Source organism: Auritidibacter ignavus (assembly GCF_029853775.1).
Taxonomy (GTDB): domain Bacteria; phylum Actinomycetota; class Actinomycetes; order Actinomycetales; family Micrococcaceae; genus Auritidibacter; species Auritidibacter ignavus.
In genome coordinates this window covers 2,011,751-2,029,490 of sequence record NZ_CP122564.1, presented here as the reverse complement: position 1 = coordinate 2,029,490, position 17,740 = coordinate 2,011,751, and the positions used below count along the sequence as shown (strand labels likewise).

Here is a 17,740-nt window from a genome sequence, read left to right as displayed (position 1 = left end):
CCTGCTCAGCAGATCTGGGAGTATTCGAAATCGTATATCATTCTATGCGATGGGGTCAGGGTGTCACAATCACTTATTTGCTGCATCGCCGTGACGTTCTTGCCAGCGCTGAGCGCAGGCGATACCGGCATCGTCTGGGTTTTCCGGAGATTTCAGGGACTCGTACTTCTCGTTGTAGACCCGCAGGTATTCTTCCGCGTTCTCGAAATCCAACGAGTCCATCACATCCAACCAGGTTTCCTCGGCCCCTTCGGCAGCGATGTCTTTCCATTTCTGAGTTTCCTCATCGGACCAAGTGTCGAAATCTTCCACGTCCGGGGAGTCGAGCATCTCATCACAGATATTTTCCAGCTCACCGTTGGCAACGTCAATGGTCTTGCCCTCATTGAATTCCTTCGTTACGTCATCCACGGTGGCCTGCAGGTCCTCAGGCAAGGACTCGTAGGAGTCTTTATTCCACCACATGCCGTAGGCGGTGTATTGGTCAAAACCAGGGTCGACCCAATAAGGAAGTTGTTCGGTGATGGCAAAGTTCACGCCGAAGTCCAGCGAGGAGGCCACCGAGTCAATTACTCCGCGCTGTAGTGCCTCATAGGTTTCTCCGGCGGTGATGGCGCTGACGTTCATCCCGGCGTCTTCCAGCGAGCGCTGAGTGACCGGACCGGCTGCGCGAGCCTGGAGCCCATCGAGATCTTCAAACCCATCAATCGGGGTCTTCGCCCCAATGAGTAGCGCGCCCACCGGCCACGTTGAAACGTGTTCCAGGTTAGCTTTCTCCATAACCTCTTTGGCTGGCTCGTACTCGCGGTGGAGTTCGTAAAGCGCCTGGGTAGCTGCTTGAATGTCATCGGTTTTGAACGAGATGGATAGTACCGAGGTGGTGGGTAGCAGGTGTGGGGTGTAATCGGTGACGGTTAGTCCGAAGTCGGCACGGCCGTCACGTATACAGTCTGCGACATCGGCCATATCGCAGATGGCTTGGAAGGGGGTGCGTTCAAAGGCGATACGCCCATCGGAAGCTTCTTCGACCGCGTCCATATAGGCTTCGGCAACCAGCTCGTGCTGGGTCCCTACGCTGGCGCCGTTGGCTTGGGTGAAGATGTATTCGGCATCGGTCTGATCTGCTCGTTCCCAGTCGACCACGCCCTCGTCACAGGCAGTCAACGTCAGCGAGCCAGCCACGATACCGGCGACCGCCAGCAAGCCACGGGTCGAGGTTCGTGCGCGACGGGCAGTTTTTGTCGTCCAATTCATGAGTTCACTTCTTTCTGCGCCAGGGCTCATCCAGGGCTAGTTCTGTACTAATCCGGGCAAAAACAGGATCAGATCCGGGGTGAAGAAGAAGATCAGGATCAAGATCATGTCGATAACAAAGAACGGAATGATACCGCGGAAGACGGTCTCGGATTTCACGCCGGTGGCGCCAGAGACGACGAAGGCGTTGATGCCCACCGGCGGAGTAACCATGCCAATTTCGATGAATTTCACGATCAGAATGCCCAACCAGATTGGGTCGAAGCCGAATTCTAGGGCGACCGGCAGGATCAGCGGAACCGAGATCATCAGCAGGGACAACGATTCCAGCACCATCCCCATCGGTACCAGGCACAACAGTAGAATCAGCATGATCCAGGTCGGTGACAGGTTCCAGCTACTCACTGCGTCGGTGACCATTCCCGGCACGCCGGCGGAGACGAAGAAGGCTGAGAGAATTCCGGAACCGATGATGATAAAGAAAACCATCGCGGTGGTCCCCGCCGTGGATTCCAGGGCGCCTTTAATACCCTGCCAAATGCCCTTGGCACCTTGTTTACGCAATTCCCAGATCAGAATCAGCACCGCGGCAATCGCGCCGAATGCAGCGGACTCGGTGGCGGTGAAGAGCCCGGAGTACATCCCGCCCAGCACGATGGCGAACAGCAGAAGAATGTAGCCCAGACCGCGCCACGGCAGAGAGGACAACGGGGCGTGGCGACGGTTTTCCGCCTGGATGGCTTTGGCTTGGCTCAGGGCATCTTGGACGTTGTCTGCGTCTGCGACAACCTGGCCACGACGGCGGAGCTGCCAGCCGGCAAAGCCGATCCAGATGGCATAGGCCAACGCAGAGAGCGCGCCGGGGACAATACCGGCGGCCAGCATTTCTCCTACCGATTGCTGAGAGAGGATGGCGTAAAGGACGAGGAAAGTCGAGGGCGGAATCATCGATCCCAGGGTTCCGGCGACCGCAACCAAGGCGGTGGCCATGTGAGCCGGGTACCCGGATTTCCGCATTTCTCCCACGGCTAGGCGCGCCATCGTGGCCGCGGTACCGATCGAGGAACCGGAGACTGCAGAGAAACCGGCCGAGGCGACCACAGTGGCGACACCAAGCCCGCCGGGAAAACGGCTCAACACGCGGTCGGCGATGGCGAAGACGTATTCGGCCACATGGGCTCGTACTGCGAACATGCCCATGAGCACGAACATCGGCACGATGGTCAATGAGAAGGATGCGATCTGGGAGAACGGGTCAGCACCGAGTTCCAGGGTGGCATGGTTAAATCCATGCAAAAGCACCAGGCCGATGGCACCGGCCAGACCCAAGGAGACGGCCACGGGGACTCGGAGCAGTAGCAGTGCCAGCATCAGGACCAGCACGAGGATCACGACAGCGCCGAGACTCATGATGCACGGCCTCCTTCGGCGGTAGAAGTTGCGATGCTGGCGGATGTTTTGGAGACGACATCCGGCTGGTCGGCCAGAGCGGCTTGGACCTCATCGGCGTGGCCGGTGGGTTCTTGGCCACGCAATGTGCGCACCAGGTTAAGGACGGCTACCAACAACAGAGAGAGCAGGCCGATCGCCAGGATCCAGCGCATCGGGTACATCGGCCACTGCACGATGCCAAAGCGGGTTTCACGGAAGATGAAGGAATCGATGGCGCGCATGATGTTGGCATAGGAGAGCCAGCCGGTGTAGAGAGTCACCAGGGTCCAGACGAAGACATTGGTAGCTCTGGTCAATCCGGGGCCAAAACGGTCGGTCACCAGGGAAACCGCGACGTGTTCGCCGTTCAGTCCGGCCCAGGCCAGACCGAAGGCTACGGCGGTCACCATGGCGGTTTCGGCGATTTCGATCATGCCCGGTAACGATGCACCAGTGATATTGCGTGCAAAGACATCGATGGCGATGGCGATGACCATCACGACGACTGCGATTGCTGAGAGCACTGCGAGAAAACGAACCGCAATGCGTATTAGTTTCTCCATGGTCCACTGCTACTTTCTCAGGGTGGGAGTGTGATGAGAGAGGGCGCTTTGACCGCTGCGTAGTGGTCTAGGTCATACCCGCTGAGCTCAGACTATATACGATCTGAGATCTCATGTCATATAGACCACATGACATCATTCACAGTGGCAGGGCGGTATACAGCGTTAAATACCCGCGATCTCTTGCATATACGGGGCGACGATGCTCCCGTCGACGCGACAGTCCAATACGAAGGTGCCGTGTGCGCCGTCGGCAACCCACTGGGTGAAGTCCTTCAAATCGTTGAAACTGCGGATCACGGAGGCGCGAGCGCCCAGGCTGGTGGCCAGCCCGGCGAAGTCGATCTCGCCGACGCGCATGGGTTCTTCGGCCAATCCCTTACTGCCGTATTGGAAGACCTCAGCCCCATAGGCGGCGTCGTTGAAGACGATGACCACGGCGCTCTTGGCAGTACGGATCAGGGATTCAGCATCAGCGAAGGCCATCATGCCACCCCCGTCACCGGTGACCAGCACAGTGGTTTTCTCCGGGGCAGCGTGAGCAACTCCGACAGAGGCGGAGAAACCCAGCCCAATAGTTTGGAAGGCTGTGCCCAGCAAGATCATGTGGTCGATCTCGGGCACGTCGAAGAACATATTGGGCCAGCCGATGAAGTGGCCACCATCGGTGATGTAGATCCGGTCTGGTGGCAGCAGCTCGTTCAACCGGGTGCTCAGCGCGCGGGGGTCGAGCCCACCGGCGGGGCCGAATTCGGTGCCGGTCTCATAGGCGCGGAGTTCGCGAGCGGTGTCTTCGGTGTTCTCGGTCTTCGCCCGCGACTCGGTCGCAGAGGTGGTGGCTTTATACGCATCCAGTAGCGCGGGGACGGCGGTAGCGGAATCAGCGCTGAGGAACTGGTTGACGCGGGCGTGGGTGGCCTGTGGTTCGCGGTCAATCTGGATGACGTGCGCCTCGGGGCCGAAGGCTTCACCGAAGGCCATGGTGAATTGGTTCAGCCCGGCGCCCACCACGAGGACAACATCGGCTTCACGTATGCGCTGGGCGGAGCCCGGGGCGGCGAATCCTCCGCACACGCCCAAATCGGTAAATCCGTCGGTGCCATCGGTGTCGAACAGTCCGCGCCCGGGTGCGGAGGTAGCCACATCGGCGCCGAGCAGGCCGGCCAGTTCACGCAAGGCCCCAGCACAGTGACGGGCACCGCGACCACCCAGAATGAGTGGCTGGGAAGCCTCCCGCAAGGCAGTGGCCATGTTGTGGATGGTCTCGGTATCAACTACCGGGCTCGGCGCCTTAGGGGTGAGCTCAGGGATGACGGCACCATCGGCGCTGACCTCAGCGGTGGCCAAGTCATTGGGAATCGCGAGGACCACGGGGCGTTGTAGCGACACGGCTTGTTCCACAGCAGAGATGGCTACGGTGCCGGCGTTGGAGGGCTCAACGGTCAGTGTCGGCACGTCCATGGAGGCCGCTGTGGCAACTTGGTCGATATCCCAGGGGCGACGCCCCGGAGTGGGCTGGTCTCCGACCACCAGGATGAGCGGAATCCGTGATAGCGAGGCTTCAGCGAGCGCGGTCAGCGTATTGGTAAAGCCCGGCCCATAGGTCGTGGTGGCCACCGCGAGTTCTTGGCGCACCCGGTAGTAGGCATCGGCGGAGGCTACCGTGGCGACTTCGTGGCGGACCGGCACGATGTCGGTGCCGAGCTGATGTAGCGCGTCAATGAAATAGGCATTGCCATTGCCCATCAGCCCGAAGAAGGCGGTGGCGTGACGGTGTAGGGCATCGGCAAGAACGGCGGCAACAGTTGGCATATGAAACGCTCCCAACAGACAGATATGTCGATCGATTCCATATATGTCTGGCTCTTCACCGAAGAGTTAGCGTCTCTTTTTCAAACGCCAGGCCGAGAAGGCGTCACAGTTGGTTCAGCCCACTATGACCTTCGACACCCCTACCTTAAAGTACACACGCCAGCTTCAACAAGCCCGGTCTCAACTGTGCACAGGCCTTCCAAGACACGGTTGAGATGCTCGCCCGTGGCGTGGAAAAGACTCAATGCTCCAACCGATCCCAGCCGGCCGTCCTCGAAACGCACCGGGGTCGCGACGCCGTACAGTCCGGGGATGACCTGGCTGTAGGACTCCGCCCAACCGCGCTGCCTGATTTCGTGGACATTGGCTCGCACCTCGTCGCTGATGCCCTCTGGCCAACAAGCCTCGTCCATGATCGCCAAGATCGCTCTTCCGGTGGCCCCGTCTTGGATGGGATGACGCGCGCCGGGGCGCTGGGCGATGACGGTTTCTTGGTGGGGAGGTTCCACGCTGGTGACCGTCAAGCATTCCCCGCGGTCTTCGATGGCCAGAAAGCAGGTCATGACTAACCGTTGAGCGGCCAGGGTCAATAAGGGCAGGGCAGTGGCACGCATATCTCGCTCGACCGAGGCGCTCAAGGCCACGAGTCGTACACCTAGCGCGAGTTTCCCCAGCTGATCACGCACCACCAGCCCGTGGTCTTCCAGGGTACGCACCAACCGGTAGCACACCGAGCGGTGCAGCCCCAAAGCGTGAGCGACCTGGCCGATGCTCATCGCAGACGCGGAATTAGCGAGCACTTCCAGTACTCGAAGACCGCGACTGAGGGTTTGTGATCCTGCGGACCGAGTAACCGGGTCTGCCACGACACACCTCCTTGTAAGTCAGCTCATATTTCCTCTATGATCTGACTCATAAATTCGATAATAGAGTTTAGTGTTCGATTATAGAACACGCTCTACGGCACGATCTACTCTGTCTTTTCCGACAAGGAGTGAACCACCGATGCATTTCCACGAACACGGCTATGTCTCCGAAGACCCCCGAATTCGTCCTGCTGCTGGCTACGGCCTCAATCGCAGCGACGAACTCCCCGACGAAATGGACGTGCTGATTGTCGGAACCGGTCCGGCCGGTATGCTGGCCGCCGCTCAGCTGTCCTACTACCCCGAAGTCAATACACGCATTATTGAACGCCGTGAGGGACGTCTGGAGATCGGCCAGGCCGACGGTATTCAGGCCCGCTCGGTGGAGACCTTCCAAGCCTTTGGCTTCGCTAACGAAATTATCGATGAGGCCTTCTGGCTCACCGAGATGTGTTTTTGGAAGCCGGACCCCACCAACCCCGAGAACATCATTCGTACCGCCCGGACTCCCGATGACCCTTCCGGCATCTCCGAGTTCCCACACCTGATCGTCAACCAGGCACGCGTATTGGATGGCTACGCCGAAGCTGCACTGCGGGCTCCGGGTCGGATTACCCCGGATTATGGGATTAAGTTCCTCGGACTGAGTGTGGACCGCGAGCAGGACTACCCGGTCGAGGTCCAGGTGGAGTACGTAGCCGGTCCCCGGAAGGGCGAACAACGCACCGTGCGCGCCAAGTACGTCGTCGGTTGCGATGGCGCCCACTCTCGCGTCCGCGATTCCATCGGGCGGGTGATGAGTGGCGATGTCGCCAACCACGCCTGGGGTGTCATGGACGTGCTAGCTAACACCGACTTCCCGGATATCCGCACCAAGTGCGCCATCAACTCCAAGCACGGCCAGATTCTGCACATCCCTCGCGAGGGTGGACACCTGTTCCGCATGTACGTGGACTTGGGTGAAGTGCCTCTGGATGATGACCACAAGGTGCGCGACACCCCGATTGAGGAAATCATCCGCAAGGCCAACGACATCATCACCCCCTACACCCTGGATGTGAAGTCCGTGGCCTGGCACTCGGTCTACGAGGTAGGACACCGGTTGACCGACCACTTCGACGATGTCGACACCGCAGACCGCGGCCGATTGACCCCGCGCGTGTTCATTACCGGCGACGCCTGCCATACCCACTCGGCCAAAGCCGGCCAGGGTATGAATGTCTCAATGCAAGACGGTTTCAATATCTCTTGGAAGCTGGGCCAGGTGCTGTCGGGGCGCAGCCCCGAGACCCTGTTGCACACTTACTCGGATGAACGTCAAGAGGTAGCCAAGAACCTCATCGACTTCGATAAGGAATGGTCGACCCTGATGGCCACTCCGACCGAAGAGCTGCCGGATCCGACCTACCTGGAGGACTTCTACGTCAAAACCGCCGAGTTCCCGGCTGGATTCCTGACCGAGTACCGTCCCTCCATGGTCACCGGCGGCACCGAGCACCAGGAGTTGGCCGCCGGGTTCCCCGTGGGTAAGCGTTTCAAGTCGGCTAAGGCCATGCGCGTCTGTGACGCCAATCCCTTGCACATCGGCCATCAGGCGGTGGCGGATGGTCGCTGGCGACTGTACGCCTTTGCGGACCGCCCGGCCTGTGGCGAGCACGATTCCAAGCTCTCAAAGCTGGCCGAGTGGTTGGTGACCTCCGCGGACTCACCGTTTGTGAAATACCGTCGCGACGGTGAGGACATTAACGCTCAGATTGAGCCGAATGTGATCTACCAGCAAGACACCGCGAGCTTCGACTGCGTGGATGCCCCGACGATCTTCCGCCCCAAAGTCGGGAAGTTTGGCCTGGAGTACTGGGAGAAGATCTACGCCACCATACCGGACGAGGACATCTTTGAGGATCGTGAACTTTCTCGCGACGGTGTGGTCGTGATTGTCCGTCCGGACCAGTATGTCGCCGCTGTGTTACCACTGGATGATGTGGACGGTATTGCCGCCTACTTCGATGCGGTGTTGACCACCAACTAGGCGTGCTACAAGCGTGGCAAAGACACTGGCGGGCCGGTGCCTTCATCAATCGAGGTGACCGGCACCGGCCTGTCGTGAAAGCTATCAACAAGTCCGACTAGACCGCTGTGGTAGCGGGAGCTGCCTCGCGTTCGGGGTGCAGGTCGGATTTCTCCACCCAGGCATGGGCATCGCTACCCGCCGGATCTTCGAAGACGCTATTGGCATTCTCAAGGTCGACGGTGAAGAAGAGGCCCTGCGGATGGCTAACTACACCGAGTCTTAAGAGTGACGTTTTTGAAATCACCCCAAAACCTTAGCTATGATTTACCTCACCTCAGAGGTCTTATTTCTCCTCACAGGAAAAATAAGACCATTCCGGCGTGCTACACCACCAGCTCGCTGGCTATCTCATCACATAACCGTTACTAGAGGACCCCTATGAGCATCCACCACAACGACTCGGGAGCAGCAACGACCGATAGCACCGTCACCGATGATGATGCCCCGTCAAAAACCTTGGAAAGTGGAAAGCGGAAGGGCTTTTTCCAACGCTTCTTGGACTTCATCGAGTGGGGTGGCAATAAGCTTCCGCACCCCGTCACTCTCTTCGGGATTTTGGCCCTGCTGGTCATCCTGTTGTCATGGGTTCTCTCCCAGGCCGGGCTGAGTGTCGAAGATCCAGTTGAAGGCGAAACGGTGGAAGTGTTCAACCTGCTTTCCGCCGAAGGTGTTGAGTGGATCTTCTCGTCAGCGGTCGATAACTTCATCAACTTCGCCCCACTCGGCGTGGTGCTCGCTACCATGATCGGTATCGGTATGGCCGAATCCACCGGACTGATCGGTACCGCACTACGTGGTTTTATCCTCTCCATCCCCCGCCCGCTGGTCACCTTCGCCATTGTCTTTGCCGGTGTGATGTCCTCGGTAGCTTCCGACGCCGGCTACGTGGTGTTGCCTCCGCTGGCAGCCATCTTGTTCGTCGCCCTCGGACGACATCCGCTGGCCGGTATTGCTGCCGCCTTCGCCGGCGTTTCGGCAGGGTTTAGTGCTAACCTTCTGCTTTCCGGAACAGACGTGGTGCTCGGCGAGCTCACCATTGAAGCCGCCGCCACCATCGACCCTGCCTACGCCGACCAGATGAACCTGGCGATGAACTACTGGTTCATCATCGCTTCGACTTTTATCCTGGCTATCGTCGGTACGCTGGTCAGCCAGTTCATCGTGGAACCCCGGCTGGGTAAGTGGACCGGTGAAGGGGCCATCGAGGGCGAGGATGAGGAACAGCTGAAGGTCACCCCGTTGCAGAAAAAGGGCCTGATCTGGGCCGGCATTTCGCTGGTGATCACCATTGGGTTGTTGCTTCTGCTCATTGTTCCGCCGAATGCTCCGATGCGTGGTGAAGACGGTGCTGTCATCCAGTCGCCGTTCATGAGCTCGCTGGCCATTATTCTCGTCGTTGTCTTCTTCATTCCCGGCCTGGTCTACGGCATCGTGACCAATGTGGTGAAAAACGACACCGATGCCGTGAACCACATCTCCAAATACATTTCCGGGATGGCCATGTTCCTGGTCTTGTCTTTCACCGCAGGTCAGTTCATCGCCTACTTTGAACAAACCAACCTGGGTCTGATTCTCTCGGTCCTCTGCGCTGAAGCGCTAGACTCGATCAACCTCACCGGAATTCCTCTGGTGTTACTCTTCATGCTCTTCACCGGCCTGGTAAACCTATTCATCGGTTCGGCCTCCGCAAAATGGGCGATGCTGGCACCCATCATGGTGCCCATCATGATGCAGCTGGGCATCTCCCCGGAGTTCACCCAGGCCGCCTACCGCGTTTCGGATTCAGCCACCAACATCCTCAGTCCGCTGATGACCTACTTTGCGCTGATCATCGTGGTGGCCCAACGCTACGACAAGAAGATCGGCATCGGCTCATTGGTCTCGGTAATGTTGCCCTACTCGCTAGCATTCTGGGCCGTCTGGACATTGATGACCATCGGTTGGATGGGACTCGACTTGCCACTAGGACCCAACGCTCCGGTCTTCTACGAATCACCCTAGTTTCACAGCCCACGACCGCTTCCCGATGCCTAGATGCACTCCCTGCAGAGTGTATCTAGGCATCTTTGTCTGAAGTGTCCTGTCGAAGTTGCCAGGCTATCGTGAAACGCGAGAAGCACAGGGCGCTACGTCTGCTGTATGCCTGGTCTCTGGTCGTGCAACCCAGGTAGTCTCAGTCACAGAGATAAGAACGACTCGACGCCAGAAAGAAGCCTCACATGCCACACGTGCAGATCTCGACCGGCATCAATGTTCACTACGAAGAGCAAGGCTCGGGCGAACCTCTGATTCTGATCATGGGCACCTCGGGAGCTATTGGTACCTGGGCCGAGTTTGAAGACCGATTTGCTCAGAATTACCGTGTCATCACCTTCGATAACCGGGGGATCGGCGAGACTGACCGTGGCGATGGTGATATTTCAGTCCGCTCAATGGCTCAGGATGTGGCGGCTCTGATGGACGCACTGCAGATTCCTCAAGCGCACATTCTGGGTTGGTCCCTTGGCTCCGCTGTCGCACAAGAGCTCGCAATCAACTATCCGGACCACGTCAAGTCCCTGATCCTCTACTCCACATGGGGTCGCTGCGACGGGTTCCAAGCCGCAGTGATTACTTCCCTCCGGTACCCGTACGCTCAAGGTGACTTAGACGTTGCCGCCACAGCCACCGGTCTTGCCTTCTCTCCCGAAACGTTGGACCGTGCTGATCTCCCGGAATTTCTCGCCCCCGTTCTGCGCGGGTTGCCGCAGAGTGAGGTGCAGATCCAAACCACCGTCGAGCAGTGGGACGCCGACTTGGCTCATGACACCCTCGACCGATTGGCCCAGATCAAAACACCGACCCTAGTGGTAGTCGGAGAACAGGACCTCCTCACTCCACCGTGGCAGTCGAAGAAAGTTGCCGACGCCATCCCCGGCGCGGAATTCCATCTCCTCGAAGGCAGTAACACCCCTCACTTCCTCCATGTTGAACAACCTGAAGTCCTCGCCAACCTGATGCTGACGTTCCTGACCAAGCAACGAGGCTAAGGTGCCCATCCTCTAGGTCGCCATCATTTTCGGTGCTTTCTCGGCACCAGTGAAAGAGTCCTGGGTCTTTGTGTTGATCATCGCGCTGATTCCCACACAACGGCCACCACTATTGCAACAAGGTCTCAACAGTGTGTCGCATTTGCTCTCCAGAAGAGCATGAGATAAATACATGTTGTGCTTTCCTTTCGTTCAGCGCGCACGCTGATGACACCGCCCCGCGTTCCGGGCCTCGACGTGGCCCGGGCTCTGGCCATTATTGGCATGATTTTCGCCCATATGGCGTTAATTCCTGAGCTCGAAATTTCCGAACCGTCGACCTGGCCGGGAATTGTGCACGGCTTTTCCTCGTTGTTATTCGCGCTACTGGCCGGGATCTCGCTGGCGATGATGACCGGAGGCACCCGGCGTCCCGATATCGAGGCATTGCCTTTCTTGCGTCTGCGTTTGCTAGGGCGCGCGGCCATCATTTTCGGCATCGGTCTTGCCCTCGAGGCGTTGGGCACTCCCATCTCGGTCATCTTGCCGATTTTCGGAATGCTCTATATTGCCATGATGCCGTTTATGCGGTTGCGTCGTCGCTGGCTGCTGGTCTGGGCATCCGGATTCGCCATCATCGGCCCGGTCGTGTTGGAGATGCTTAATGCCCTCTCTGCCTTTGACGGCGCACTCGCATTTCTCTTCTTCAGCCCCTACCCGCTCACCGCCTGGCTCGCGCTGGCCCTGACCGGTATGGCTATTGGTCGTTCCAATTTACGGAGTATCCGACTGGCTACGGTGCTAGCTCTAGGCGGTCTGGTGGTGGCCGCGCTGGGCTTTTTCCTGGCCTCGCTGACTGAAGACGGCGCCGGAACCTCCCTGGATGAGGGGAGCTACTCTTCCTACGGGGGCATCTACGACAGCAAAGACTCGTACGGCTACGTCGAGGACGGGAGTTTCTACCCCTACGACACAGAAGATTCCTCGTCGTGGAAACCAGGGGACGTTGTTCCGGAAGAAGAACCCGTCGACCCCGTGGAATGGCTGAGATTGGGTCTAACCTCGAGCCGCCCGCACACCGGTGGCAGTCTGGAAATCATGCTGGGCCTCGGCGTCGGTGCCACGGTCCTTGGAGCGTGCCTGCTGATATGTCGCGGTCCGGTACGTTGGGTCACCTACCCGCTATCGGCGATGGGAGCCATGCCCCTAACTGTCTATGCGGCCCATGCGGTGGTCACGCTGATCGTCTATGGCAACATCAACCTCGGAGACTGGATCGGGCCAGCTGAAGAGGACCTCACCGCTTTGTTCATGGTCATCGGCGCCCTGATCGTCTGCCCCCTCTGGATGGCGGTCACCGGACGTGGACCGCTCGAGGCTCTGACTCGCCATGTTGGTCGCCTGGCCTCCGGCGAATTACATCGCCATGAAACAGGTCGCCACGCCATCCAATAAGAAAAGCCAGGTGGACCCAGAGCCCCGGGAGCACGCGTCAGCTACGCGAAACTTCCGTGACGTCGGAGGGCTGGGCCTCGTCATGACGGTCCGCGCCCCGGTTTTTGTTCGTGCCCTTGATCCCACCGGTCAGTGCCCTCAGGGCGTAGAGGATAGCGGCCAGGTCGACCAGCTCCTGGGTCAGCGCGCCCCACACAGCGGGGATGTAGCCGAAGGCGGCCACCAGCATCAGCCCGATCGAGAGGATGATGCCAATCCATATCGCTTCCAGCGCGATCCGGAAGGTGTGCTTACCGATGCGCACCGCCAAGCCCACCCGGCTGATGTCGTCGCGGACAATCACCGCGTCGGCGGACTCGCTGGCAGCGGTGGCCCCACGAGCGCCCATGGCGATTCCGACATCGGCGGCGGTGAGCACCGGGGCATCATTGACGCCATCGCCGACCATCATCACCGGACTGGGCAGAGTCTTGATGATCTCCACCTTGTCGTGGGGCAACAGTTCGGCGTGGACCGTATCAATGCCAGCTTGTTCAGCCAGTGAGGTGGCAGTGTCCTGATTATCGCCGGTGAGCATCGCGATCGTGTCGATGCCTTGGTCGTGCAATTCTCGGACGGTGGTCGAGGAGTTGTCGCGCAGCGAGTCAGCGAGCAATAAACTACCGGCAAACCTGCCATCGATCGCCACCGCCACCGAGGTTTGTCCCGGCTCCAGCCGAACACGCGTTGCCTCCGGGTCGGTCTCTTGAACGAAAGCCAGCTTACCCACCACCACATGGCGCCCCTCGATGACCGCAGTGACACCGTTGGTCGCAATTTCATTCGCATCCTCGGTGGTGGTCAGCCTCAGTCCACGCTCATAAGCTGCAGAGATCACGCCTTCGGCGAGTACGTGGGAGGAGTACTGCTCAGCTGAGGCCGCCAAGGTGAGCAACTCGTCGGCATCCACCCCGTCGGCGGGGATCACCTCAACCAGTTCGGGCTGGCCGTAGGAGAGGGTACCGGTCTTATCGAAGGCCACTGAATTCGCCCGCGCCAATGCCTCCAGGGTGGCTCCACCTTTGACGATGATGCCGTTGCGGGTACTGGAACTCATCCCACCCATGAATGCCACCGGGGCAGCAATCAACAACGGGCATGGGGTAGCCAGCACCAGCACTTCGGCGAAACGGACCGGGTCGCCCGATAGCCACCAGGCCAGACCTGCGATGGCCAACGAGACGAGCGTGAACGGGACCGCAAACCGGTCGGCCACCCGTACGGTGGGCGCTTTGGCTTGCTCAGCTTCTGCTACCAGCGCAATAATCTTCTGATACTGAGAGGAGTTCGAGTCTGCAGTGGCACGGATCCGCACCGCCCGTTGCCCGTTGATGGAACCCGACATCACCGCGTGACCGCGTTCGTATTGGACCGGCAGACTCTCACCGGTCAGCGAGGACTCGTCGAAGTCGCCATAATCGCTGATCAGCTCACCGTCGACCGGCACTACTTCGGCAGGCTTGACCAGTAATAGATCGCCCTCGGCCACCTCGGTGACGTCAATGTCATCGGCGGTGGCTTCCGGGTCATCACTGCGCAACCGGTGCGCGGTATTGGGCGCCATCTTCAACAGCGCGTCGAGGTCTTTGGTCGCTCGTTGGGCGGCGTAGTCTTCAATCGCTTCACCACCCGAGAGCATCAGCACGATAATCATCGCTGCGATATATTCGCCCACCGCAATGGAGGCAATCATCGCCACCAACGCAAGGATGTCGAGGCCAAAGTGGCCACGCAGAATATCGCGAATCATGTCGAAGGCGGTCAAGGCAATAATGACAATGACATACCCGGTGGCAATCCACTGCGCCGCAGTGGTGGCACCGGAGAACTCGCAGGCGAGCACGACGACAAGCAACACCAAGGTAATGGCCACAATGGGATACTGCCGAATGAAAGTCGCGATCTTTTTCATAGCTCAAGTATCTCGCTGACGCTGTCGAGCTTCCAGCAATCCTAGGCAAGGCTAAATGGGTATATAGCCCTGCTGTATTCTGCTATCCCTCACCGTGGTGAGGCTCCCCTTCCGGGCTACGTGGCGAGCGTCGACGTTGGCCCGGTCACTGAAGGTCACGGTCTGTCCCCAAGCCCCCTAGACTAGGACCCATGCTCCGTACCATGTTTCACGCGAAAATCCATCGCGCCACGGTGACTGAAGCCAACCTGAACTACGTTGGTTCGGTGACCATCGACCAGGACCTGCTTGATGCTGCCGGAATTCTGCCCGGTGAGTTGGTCTCGATTGTCGATATCACCAATGGCGCTCGCCTGGAGACCTACACTATCGCCGGACAGCGAGGCACTCGGGTCCTGGGCATCAACGGGGCGGCCGCGCACCTGGTCCACCCCGGGGACCTCGTCATCTTGATTGCCTACGCGCAAATGGACGACGAAGAAGCCCGCACCTACGAACCCACCGTGGTGCACGTCGATGAGCAGAACAACATCCTGCGCCTGGGTAACGACCCGGCTGAGCCACCCACCGATAACGCCCAGCGCCCGCCACTGGCGCAGTAGGGCTGGTCCACCGCGTTATCCCTAGCGCACCCGCTCCAAAAACCCCTGAACCCGGGTGTTGTCGCTGGTGAAAAATTGTTCCGGCGCGTCCCGTAGCACTATCTGTCCATCATCAAAGAAGGAAATAGTATCGGCCACTTCTCGGGCGAACCCGATTTCATGGGTGACCACAATCATGGTCATGCCCGCTTTCGCGAGAGTTTTCATCGTTTCCAGCACTTCATCGACCAGTTCTGGATCCAATGCGCTGGTGGGCTCGTCAAAAAGAATCAGCTTCGGTTCCATCGCCAAGGCACGGGCAATCGCAACGCGCTGTTGCTGACCGCCTGAGAGCTGGTGGGGACGTTTATGTTGATGCTCCGCCAGACCTACGTGGTGTAGTTCTCGTTCTGCGATCTCTTTCGCTTCGGACCTGCTCATCTTTTTGACATGGACCAGCGCGATCGTCACGTTTTCGACCGCAGTGAGATGGCCATAGAGATTAAAACGCTGAAAGACCATCCCGATTCCGGCTCGAAACTCAGCCCAGCGCTTATCGGGCCACTCGTGGTACTTTCCATCACGAAAGTCGAACCCAACCTGCTGGTCATCAACAACGAGGCTTCCCTGGTCGAGCGTCTCTAAGCCGTTGATCGCCCGTAAGAACGTCGACTTGCCGGATCCGCTCGGTCCGATGATGACCGAGACCTCTCCTGGCTTGACGCTGAAATCAATGCCACGGAGGACTTCGTGGTTGCCGAATGCTTTGCGCACTCCATGCGCGTGAACAAGTGATGTGTCGCTAGCCATGGGTCAACCCTTTCTCGAGCCCTGAGGGGTTTTGATTGCACCGGTCGTGGCCTCAACGACCTTCTGGCTGAAAGTGGTGCCACGAATGGCACGGACGCGTTCTTTACCAAACCGTTTTTCCAGCAGTGACTGCCCGTACGTGGCAATCGCGGTCATCACCATGTACCAAATACTTGCCACAATCAGTAGCTCGATGATGAGGTTGTTTTGCTTGTAGATTTGGCTGGCATTGGTCATCAAGTCATTACCGGCCACGACCACGATCAGTGAGGTGGTCTTCAACATCGAGATGAACTCGTTGCCTGTCGGCGGAATGATGATGCGCAGTGCCTGGGGCAAGACAATCAACCGGGTGGTTTGTCCGCGCGTCATTCCTGAGGCCAACGCAGCTTCGGTCTGCCCTCGGTCGACCGCCATTATTCCGGCTCGCACTGTCTCTGCGAAATAGGCAGACAGGTTCAGGCCCAGCCCTAAGATTCCAGCGGTGGACCCCGAGATGAGTTCATTCGTGTCCCATCGAAACCCGAGATTCGTGAAGGGGATTTTGAGCACCAAGTACGGCAGGAGAAACGCCAGATTAAACCAGAAGATCAGTTGCACCAGCACCGGAGTGCCGCGGAAAAACCAAATATAGCCTTCAGCGATCCACCGGAGTACTGGGTTATTCGACAACTTCATAATCGCGATGAAAACACCAAGCACGAGCCCGAGAATCGTTGCCACGATGCTGATATAGATGGTGACGCCGACTCCGCTGAGAATATTAGGGAAAAACAGGTATTCCCACACTCGATCCCAACGAATCCGCTCGTTGAAGACGAGAATCGACAGCAACCAGATCAGCACCGCAATGGCAATTGCGCCGACGATCCACCGTTTGACATGTTTGACCGGTGCAACGGGAATCGTTCTTCCATCTGCTAAGACAAAAGGTTCGGTTCTTCTCTCCACGGTTTTCCCTCTCTTGGTCATTCCCCGTTTAGTGTGGCCTCGTCGACCGCCATGACCTCGACGTCCCAGGCGACAAGAATCTCCTCGTAGTAGCCCTCATTCATCAGATACTGCATGGCAGCCTGTATGGCTTCGGCGAGGTGTGTTTGCGCATTATCAATGCCAATACCCCAGATGGCCTCGTCGCCGTCGATCGGGACCGCTTCAAAATTTTTGTTGTCGGAACTTGCGTGAGACAGTGCAACCGGCAGATCGGTGACCGTGGCATCGGCTCGCCCGCTTTCCAGCGCTAGATTGGCAGTCTGATCTTGTTCGAACCTCAAAATTTCATACGGTTCCTCGTTATTGCTTTCGCATTCTGCTGAAACACCTTCAGCAAATGCAGCGCTAGAGCCACCATCGACCAGTGCTACTTTCTTGCCACATAGATCCTCTGGTACCTCGACGTTGAGCGGATTGCCTTTTTCCACCAGGAACGCGTTGCCAGACTTCACATAGCTCACAAAGGACGTCGTCTCCCGTCGCTCTTCCGTGTCGGTCATCGAACTGGCCAATACATCGTAGCGCCCGGAGATCAACCCTGGAATCATGGCGTTGAATTCCTGGTCTTCCAAAGTCATCTCAACACCAAGGGCCGCGGACATTGCTCGTGCCATTGCGGGATCGACGCCGATAATGTCTTCGTTATTGCTCGCCCACAGTTCCATTGGCGGGTAGCCGACTGACGTTGTCCATTTCAGCCCAGCGCGGTATTCGGGAGGAAGCATGGCGTGAAGTTCTTCTTGAGGCTCTATCCTCTCGATGATTTCTTTGGCCTTCTCTTCCTCGGGTACCGGGGTTGTCTCGAAATCGCTGAGGTCTATTTTTGCTGGATCGGTTTCCTCATCAATGAGCCACAGCGCTTCCGCTCCGCAACCGTTCAGGCCGAGTAACGACCCAGCAAGCACTGTGACAAGGCTCCATGTTTTGACGTTCTTCACGCGTATT

The 17,740-nt window shown here is 58.4% G+C and carries 14 protein-coding genes; 5 read left to right on the top strand and 9 right to left on the bottom strand.

Annotated features, from left to right (window positions below; translation table 11 throughout):
- Window positions 1–69: 69 nt before the first annotated feature.
- The 5 genes from QDX22_RS09255 to QDX22_RS09235 form a co-directional block, all read right to left on the bottom strand.
- On the bottom strand, window positions 70–1,254 hold the full coding sequence (locus QDX22_RS09255; protein WP_279717781.1) for a TRAP transporter substrate-binding protein: 1,185 nt from the start codon (window positions 1,252–1,254) through the stop codon (window positions 70–72).
- Window positions 1,255–1,290: 36 nt separating this feature from the next.
- The gene (locus QDX22_RS09250; protein WP_279717780.1) at window positions 1,291–2,664 is read right to left on the bottom strand and encodes a TRAP transporter large permease; all 1,374 of its coding nucleotides are present in this window, start codon (window positions 2,662–2,664) and stop codon (window positions 1,291–1,293) included.
- Entirely contained in the window at window positions 2,661–3,248 is a 588-nt protein-coding gene (locus tag QDX22_RS09245) for a TRAP transporter small permease (RefSeq protein WP_279673266.1), read from the bottom strand. Before QDX22_RS09245 ends, QDX22_RS09250 begins: the two co-directional genes overlap by 4 nt.
- A 165-nt stretch (window positions 3,249–3,413) precedes the next feature.
- Complete coding sequence (locus QDX22_RS09240; protein WP_279717779.1) at window positions 3,414–5,060, bottom strand: thiamine pyrophosphate-binding protein; 1,647 nt, start codon at window positions 5,058–5,060, stop codon at window positions 3,414–3,416.
- A 140-nt stretch (window positions 5,061–5,200) separates the two neighbouring features.
- Window positions 5,201–5,926, bottom strand: a complete 726-nt coding sequence (locus tag QDX22_RS09235) for an IclR family transcriptional regulator (RefSeq protein WP_110123118.1) — start codon at window positions 5,924–5,926, stop codon at window positions 5,201–5,203.
- A gap of 139 nt (window positions 5,927–6,065) precedes the next feature.
- Between QDX22_RS09235 and QDX22_RS09230 the strand changes: the two genes are divergently transcribed.
- The 4 genes from QDX22_RS09230 to QDX22_RS09215 all read left to right on the top strand — a co-directional run bounded on the left by QDX22_RS09230 (window position 6,066) and on the right by QDX22_RS09215 (window position 12,460).
- A complete protein-coding gene (locus QDX22_RS09230; RefSeq protein ID WP_279717778.1) occupies window positions 6,066–7,955 on the top strand; it encodes an FAD-binding monooxygenase in 1,890 nt (629 codons plus the stop codon).
- A gap of 420 nt (window positions 7,956–8,375) precedes the next feature.
- A complete protein-coding gene (locus QDX22_RS09225; RefSeq protein ID WP_279717777.1) occupies window positions 8,376–9,998 on the top strand; it encodes an AbgT family transporter in 1,623 nt (540 codons plus the stop codon).
- A 218-nt stretch (window positions 9,999–10,216) separates the two neighbouring features.
- The gene (locus QDX22_RS09220) at window positions 10,217–11,026 is read left to right on the top strand and encodes an alpha/beta fold hydrolase (protein ID WP_279673269.1); all 810 of its coding nucleotides are present in this window, start codon (window positions 10,217–10,219) and stop codon (window positions 11,024–11,026) included.
- Between the two features lie 177 nt (window positions 11,027–11,203).
- On the top strand, window positions 11,204–12,460 hold the full coding sequence (locus QDX22_RS09215; RefSeq protein ID WP_279673270.1) for a DUF418 domain-containing protein: 1,257 nt from the start codon (window positions 11,204–11,206) through the stop codon (window positions 12,458–12,460).
- 37 nt (window positions 12,461–12,497) lie between these two features.
- Here the strand turns inward: QDX22_RS09215 and QDX22_RS09210 are convergent, their stop codons facing one another.
- Window positions 12,498–14,411, bottom strand: a complete 1,914-nt coding sequence (locus QDX22_RS09210) for a heavy metal translocating P-type ATPase (protein ID WP_279674682.1) — start codon at window positions 14,409–14,411, stop codon at window positions 12,498–12,500.
- Window positions 14,412–14,602: 191 nt separating this feature from the next.
- Between QDX22_RS09210 and panD the strand changes: the two genes are divergently transcribed.
- The gene (gene panD, locus QDX22_RS09205) at window positions 14,603–15,013 is read left to right on the top strand and encodes an aspartate 1-decarboxylase (RefSeq protein WP_110098997.1); all 411 of its coding nucleotides are present in this window, start codon (window positions 14,603–14,605) and stop codon (window positions 15,011–15,013) included.
- 21 nt (window positions 15,014–15,034) lie between these two features.
- Here panD and QDX22_RS09200 read toward each other — a convergent pair whose 3' ends face one another.
- Genes QDX22_RS09200 through QDX22_RS09190 form a run of 3 tightly spaced genes read right to left on the bottom strand, consistent with a single transcriptional unit; the run spans window position 15,035 to window position 17,733 of the window.
- On the bottom strand, window positions 15,035–15,802 hold the full coding sequence (locus QDX22_RS09200; RefSeq protein ID WP_279717776.1) for an amino acid ABC transporter ATP-binding protein: 768 nt from the start codon (window positions 15,800–15,802) through the stop codon (window positions 15,035–15,037).
- Between the two features lie 3 nt (window positions 15,803–15,805).
- Window positions 15,806–16,753 (bottom strand): amino acid ABC transporter permease, encoded by a 948-nt coding sequence (locus QDX22_RS09195; RefSeq protein WP_279717774.1) that lies wholly within the window; start codon window positions 16,751–16,753, stop codon window positions 15,806–15,808.
- 17 nt (window positions 16,754–16,770) lie between these two features.
- On the bottom strand, window positions 16,771–17,733 hold the full coding sequence (locus QDX22_RS09190; protein WP_279674679.1) for an ABC transporter substrate-binding protein: 963 nt from the start codon (window positions 17,731–17,733) through the stop codon (window positions 16,771–16,773).
- Window positions 17,734–17,740: the final 7 nt, after the last annotated feature.

Excerpts from the sequence above, each read along its gene's own strand:
- QDX22_RS09255 (WP_279717781.1), bottom strand. The coding sequence starts at position 1,254 with ATGAATTGGACGACAAAAACTGCCCGTCGCGCACGAACCTCGACCCGT.
- QDX22_RS09250 (WP_279717780.1), bottom strand. The coding sequence starts at position 2,664 with ATGAGTCTCGGCGCTGTCGTGATCCTCGTGCTGGTCCTGATGCTGGCA.
- QDX22_RS09245 (WP_279673266.1), bottom strand. The coding sequence starts at position 3,248 with ATGGAGAAACTAATACGCATTGCGGTTCGTTTTCTCGCAGTGCTCTCA.
- QDX22_RS09240 (WP_279717779.1), bottom strand. The coding sequence starts at position 5,060 with ATGCCAACTGTTGCCGCCGTTCTTGCCGATGCCCTACACCGTCACGCC.
- QDX22_RS09230 (WP_279717778.1), top strand. The coding sequence starts at position 6,066 with ATGCATTTCCACGAACACGGCTATGTCTCCGAAGACCCCCGAATTCGT.
- QDX22_RS09225 (WP_279717777.1), top strand. The coding sequence starts at position 8,376 with ATGAGCATCCACCACAACGACTCGGGAGCAGCAACGACCGATAGCACC.
- QDX22_RS09220 (WP_279673269.1), top strand. The coding sequence starts at position 10,217 with ATGCCACACGTGCAGATCTCGACCGGCATCAATGTTCACTACGAAGAG.
- QDX22_RS09210 (WP_279674682.1), bottom strand. The coding sequence starts at position 14,411 with ATGAAAAAGATCGCGACTTTCATTCGGCAGTATCCCATTGTGGCCATT.
- panD (WP_110098997.1), top strand. The coding sequence starts at position 14,603 with ATGCTCCGTACCATGTTTCACGCGAAAATCCATCGCGCCACGGTGACT.
- QDX22_RS09200 (WP_279717776.1), bottom strand. The coding sequence starts at position 15,802 with ATGGCTAGCGACACATCACTTGTTCACGCGCATGGAGTGCGCAAAGCA.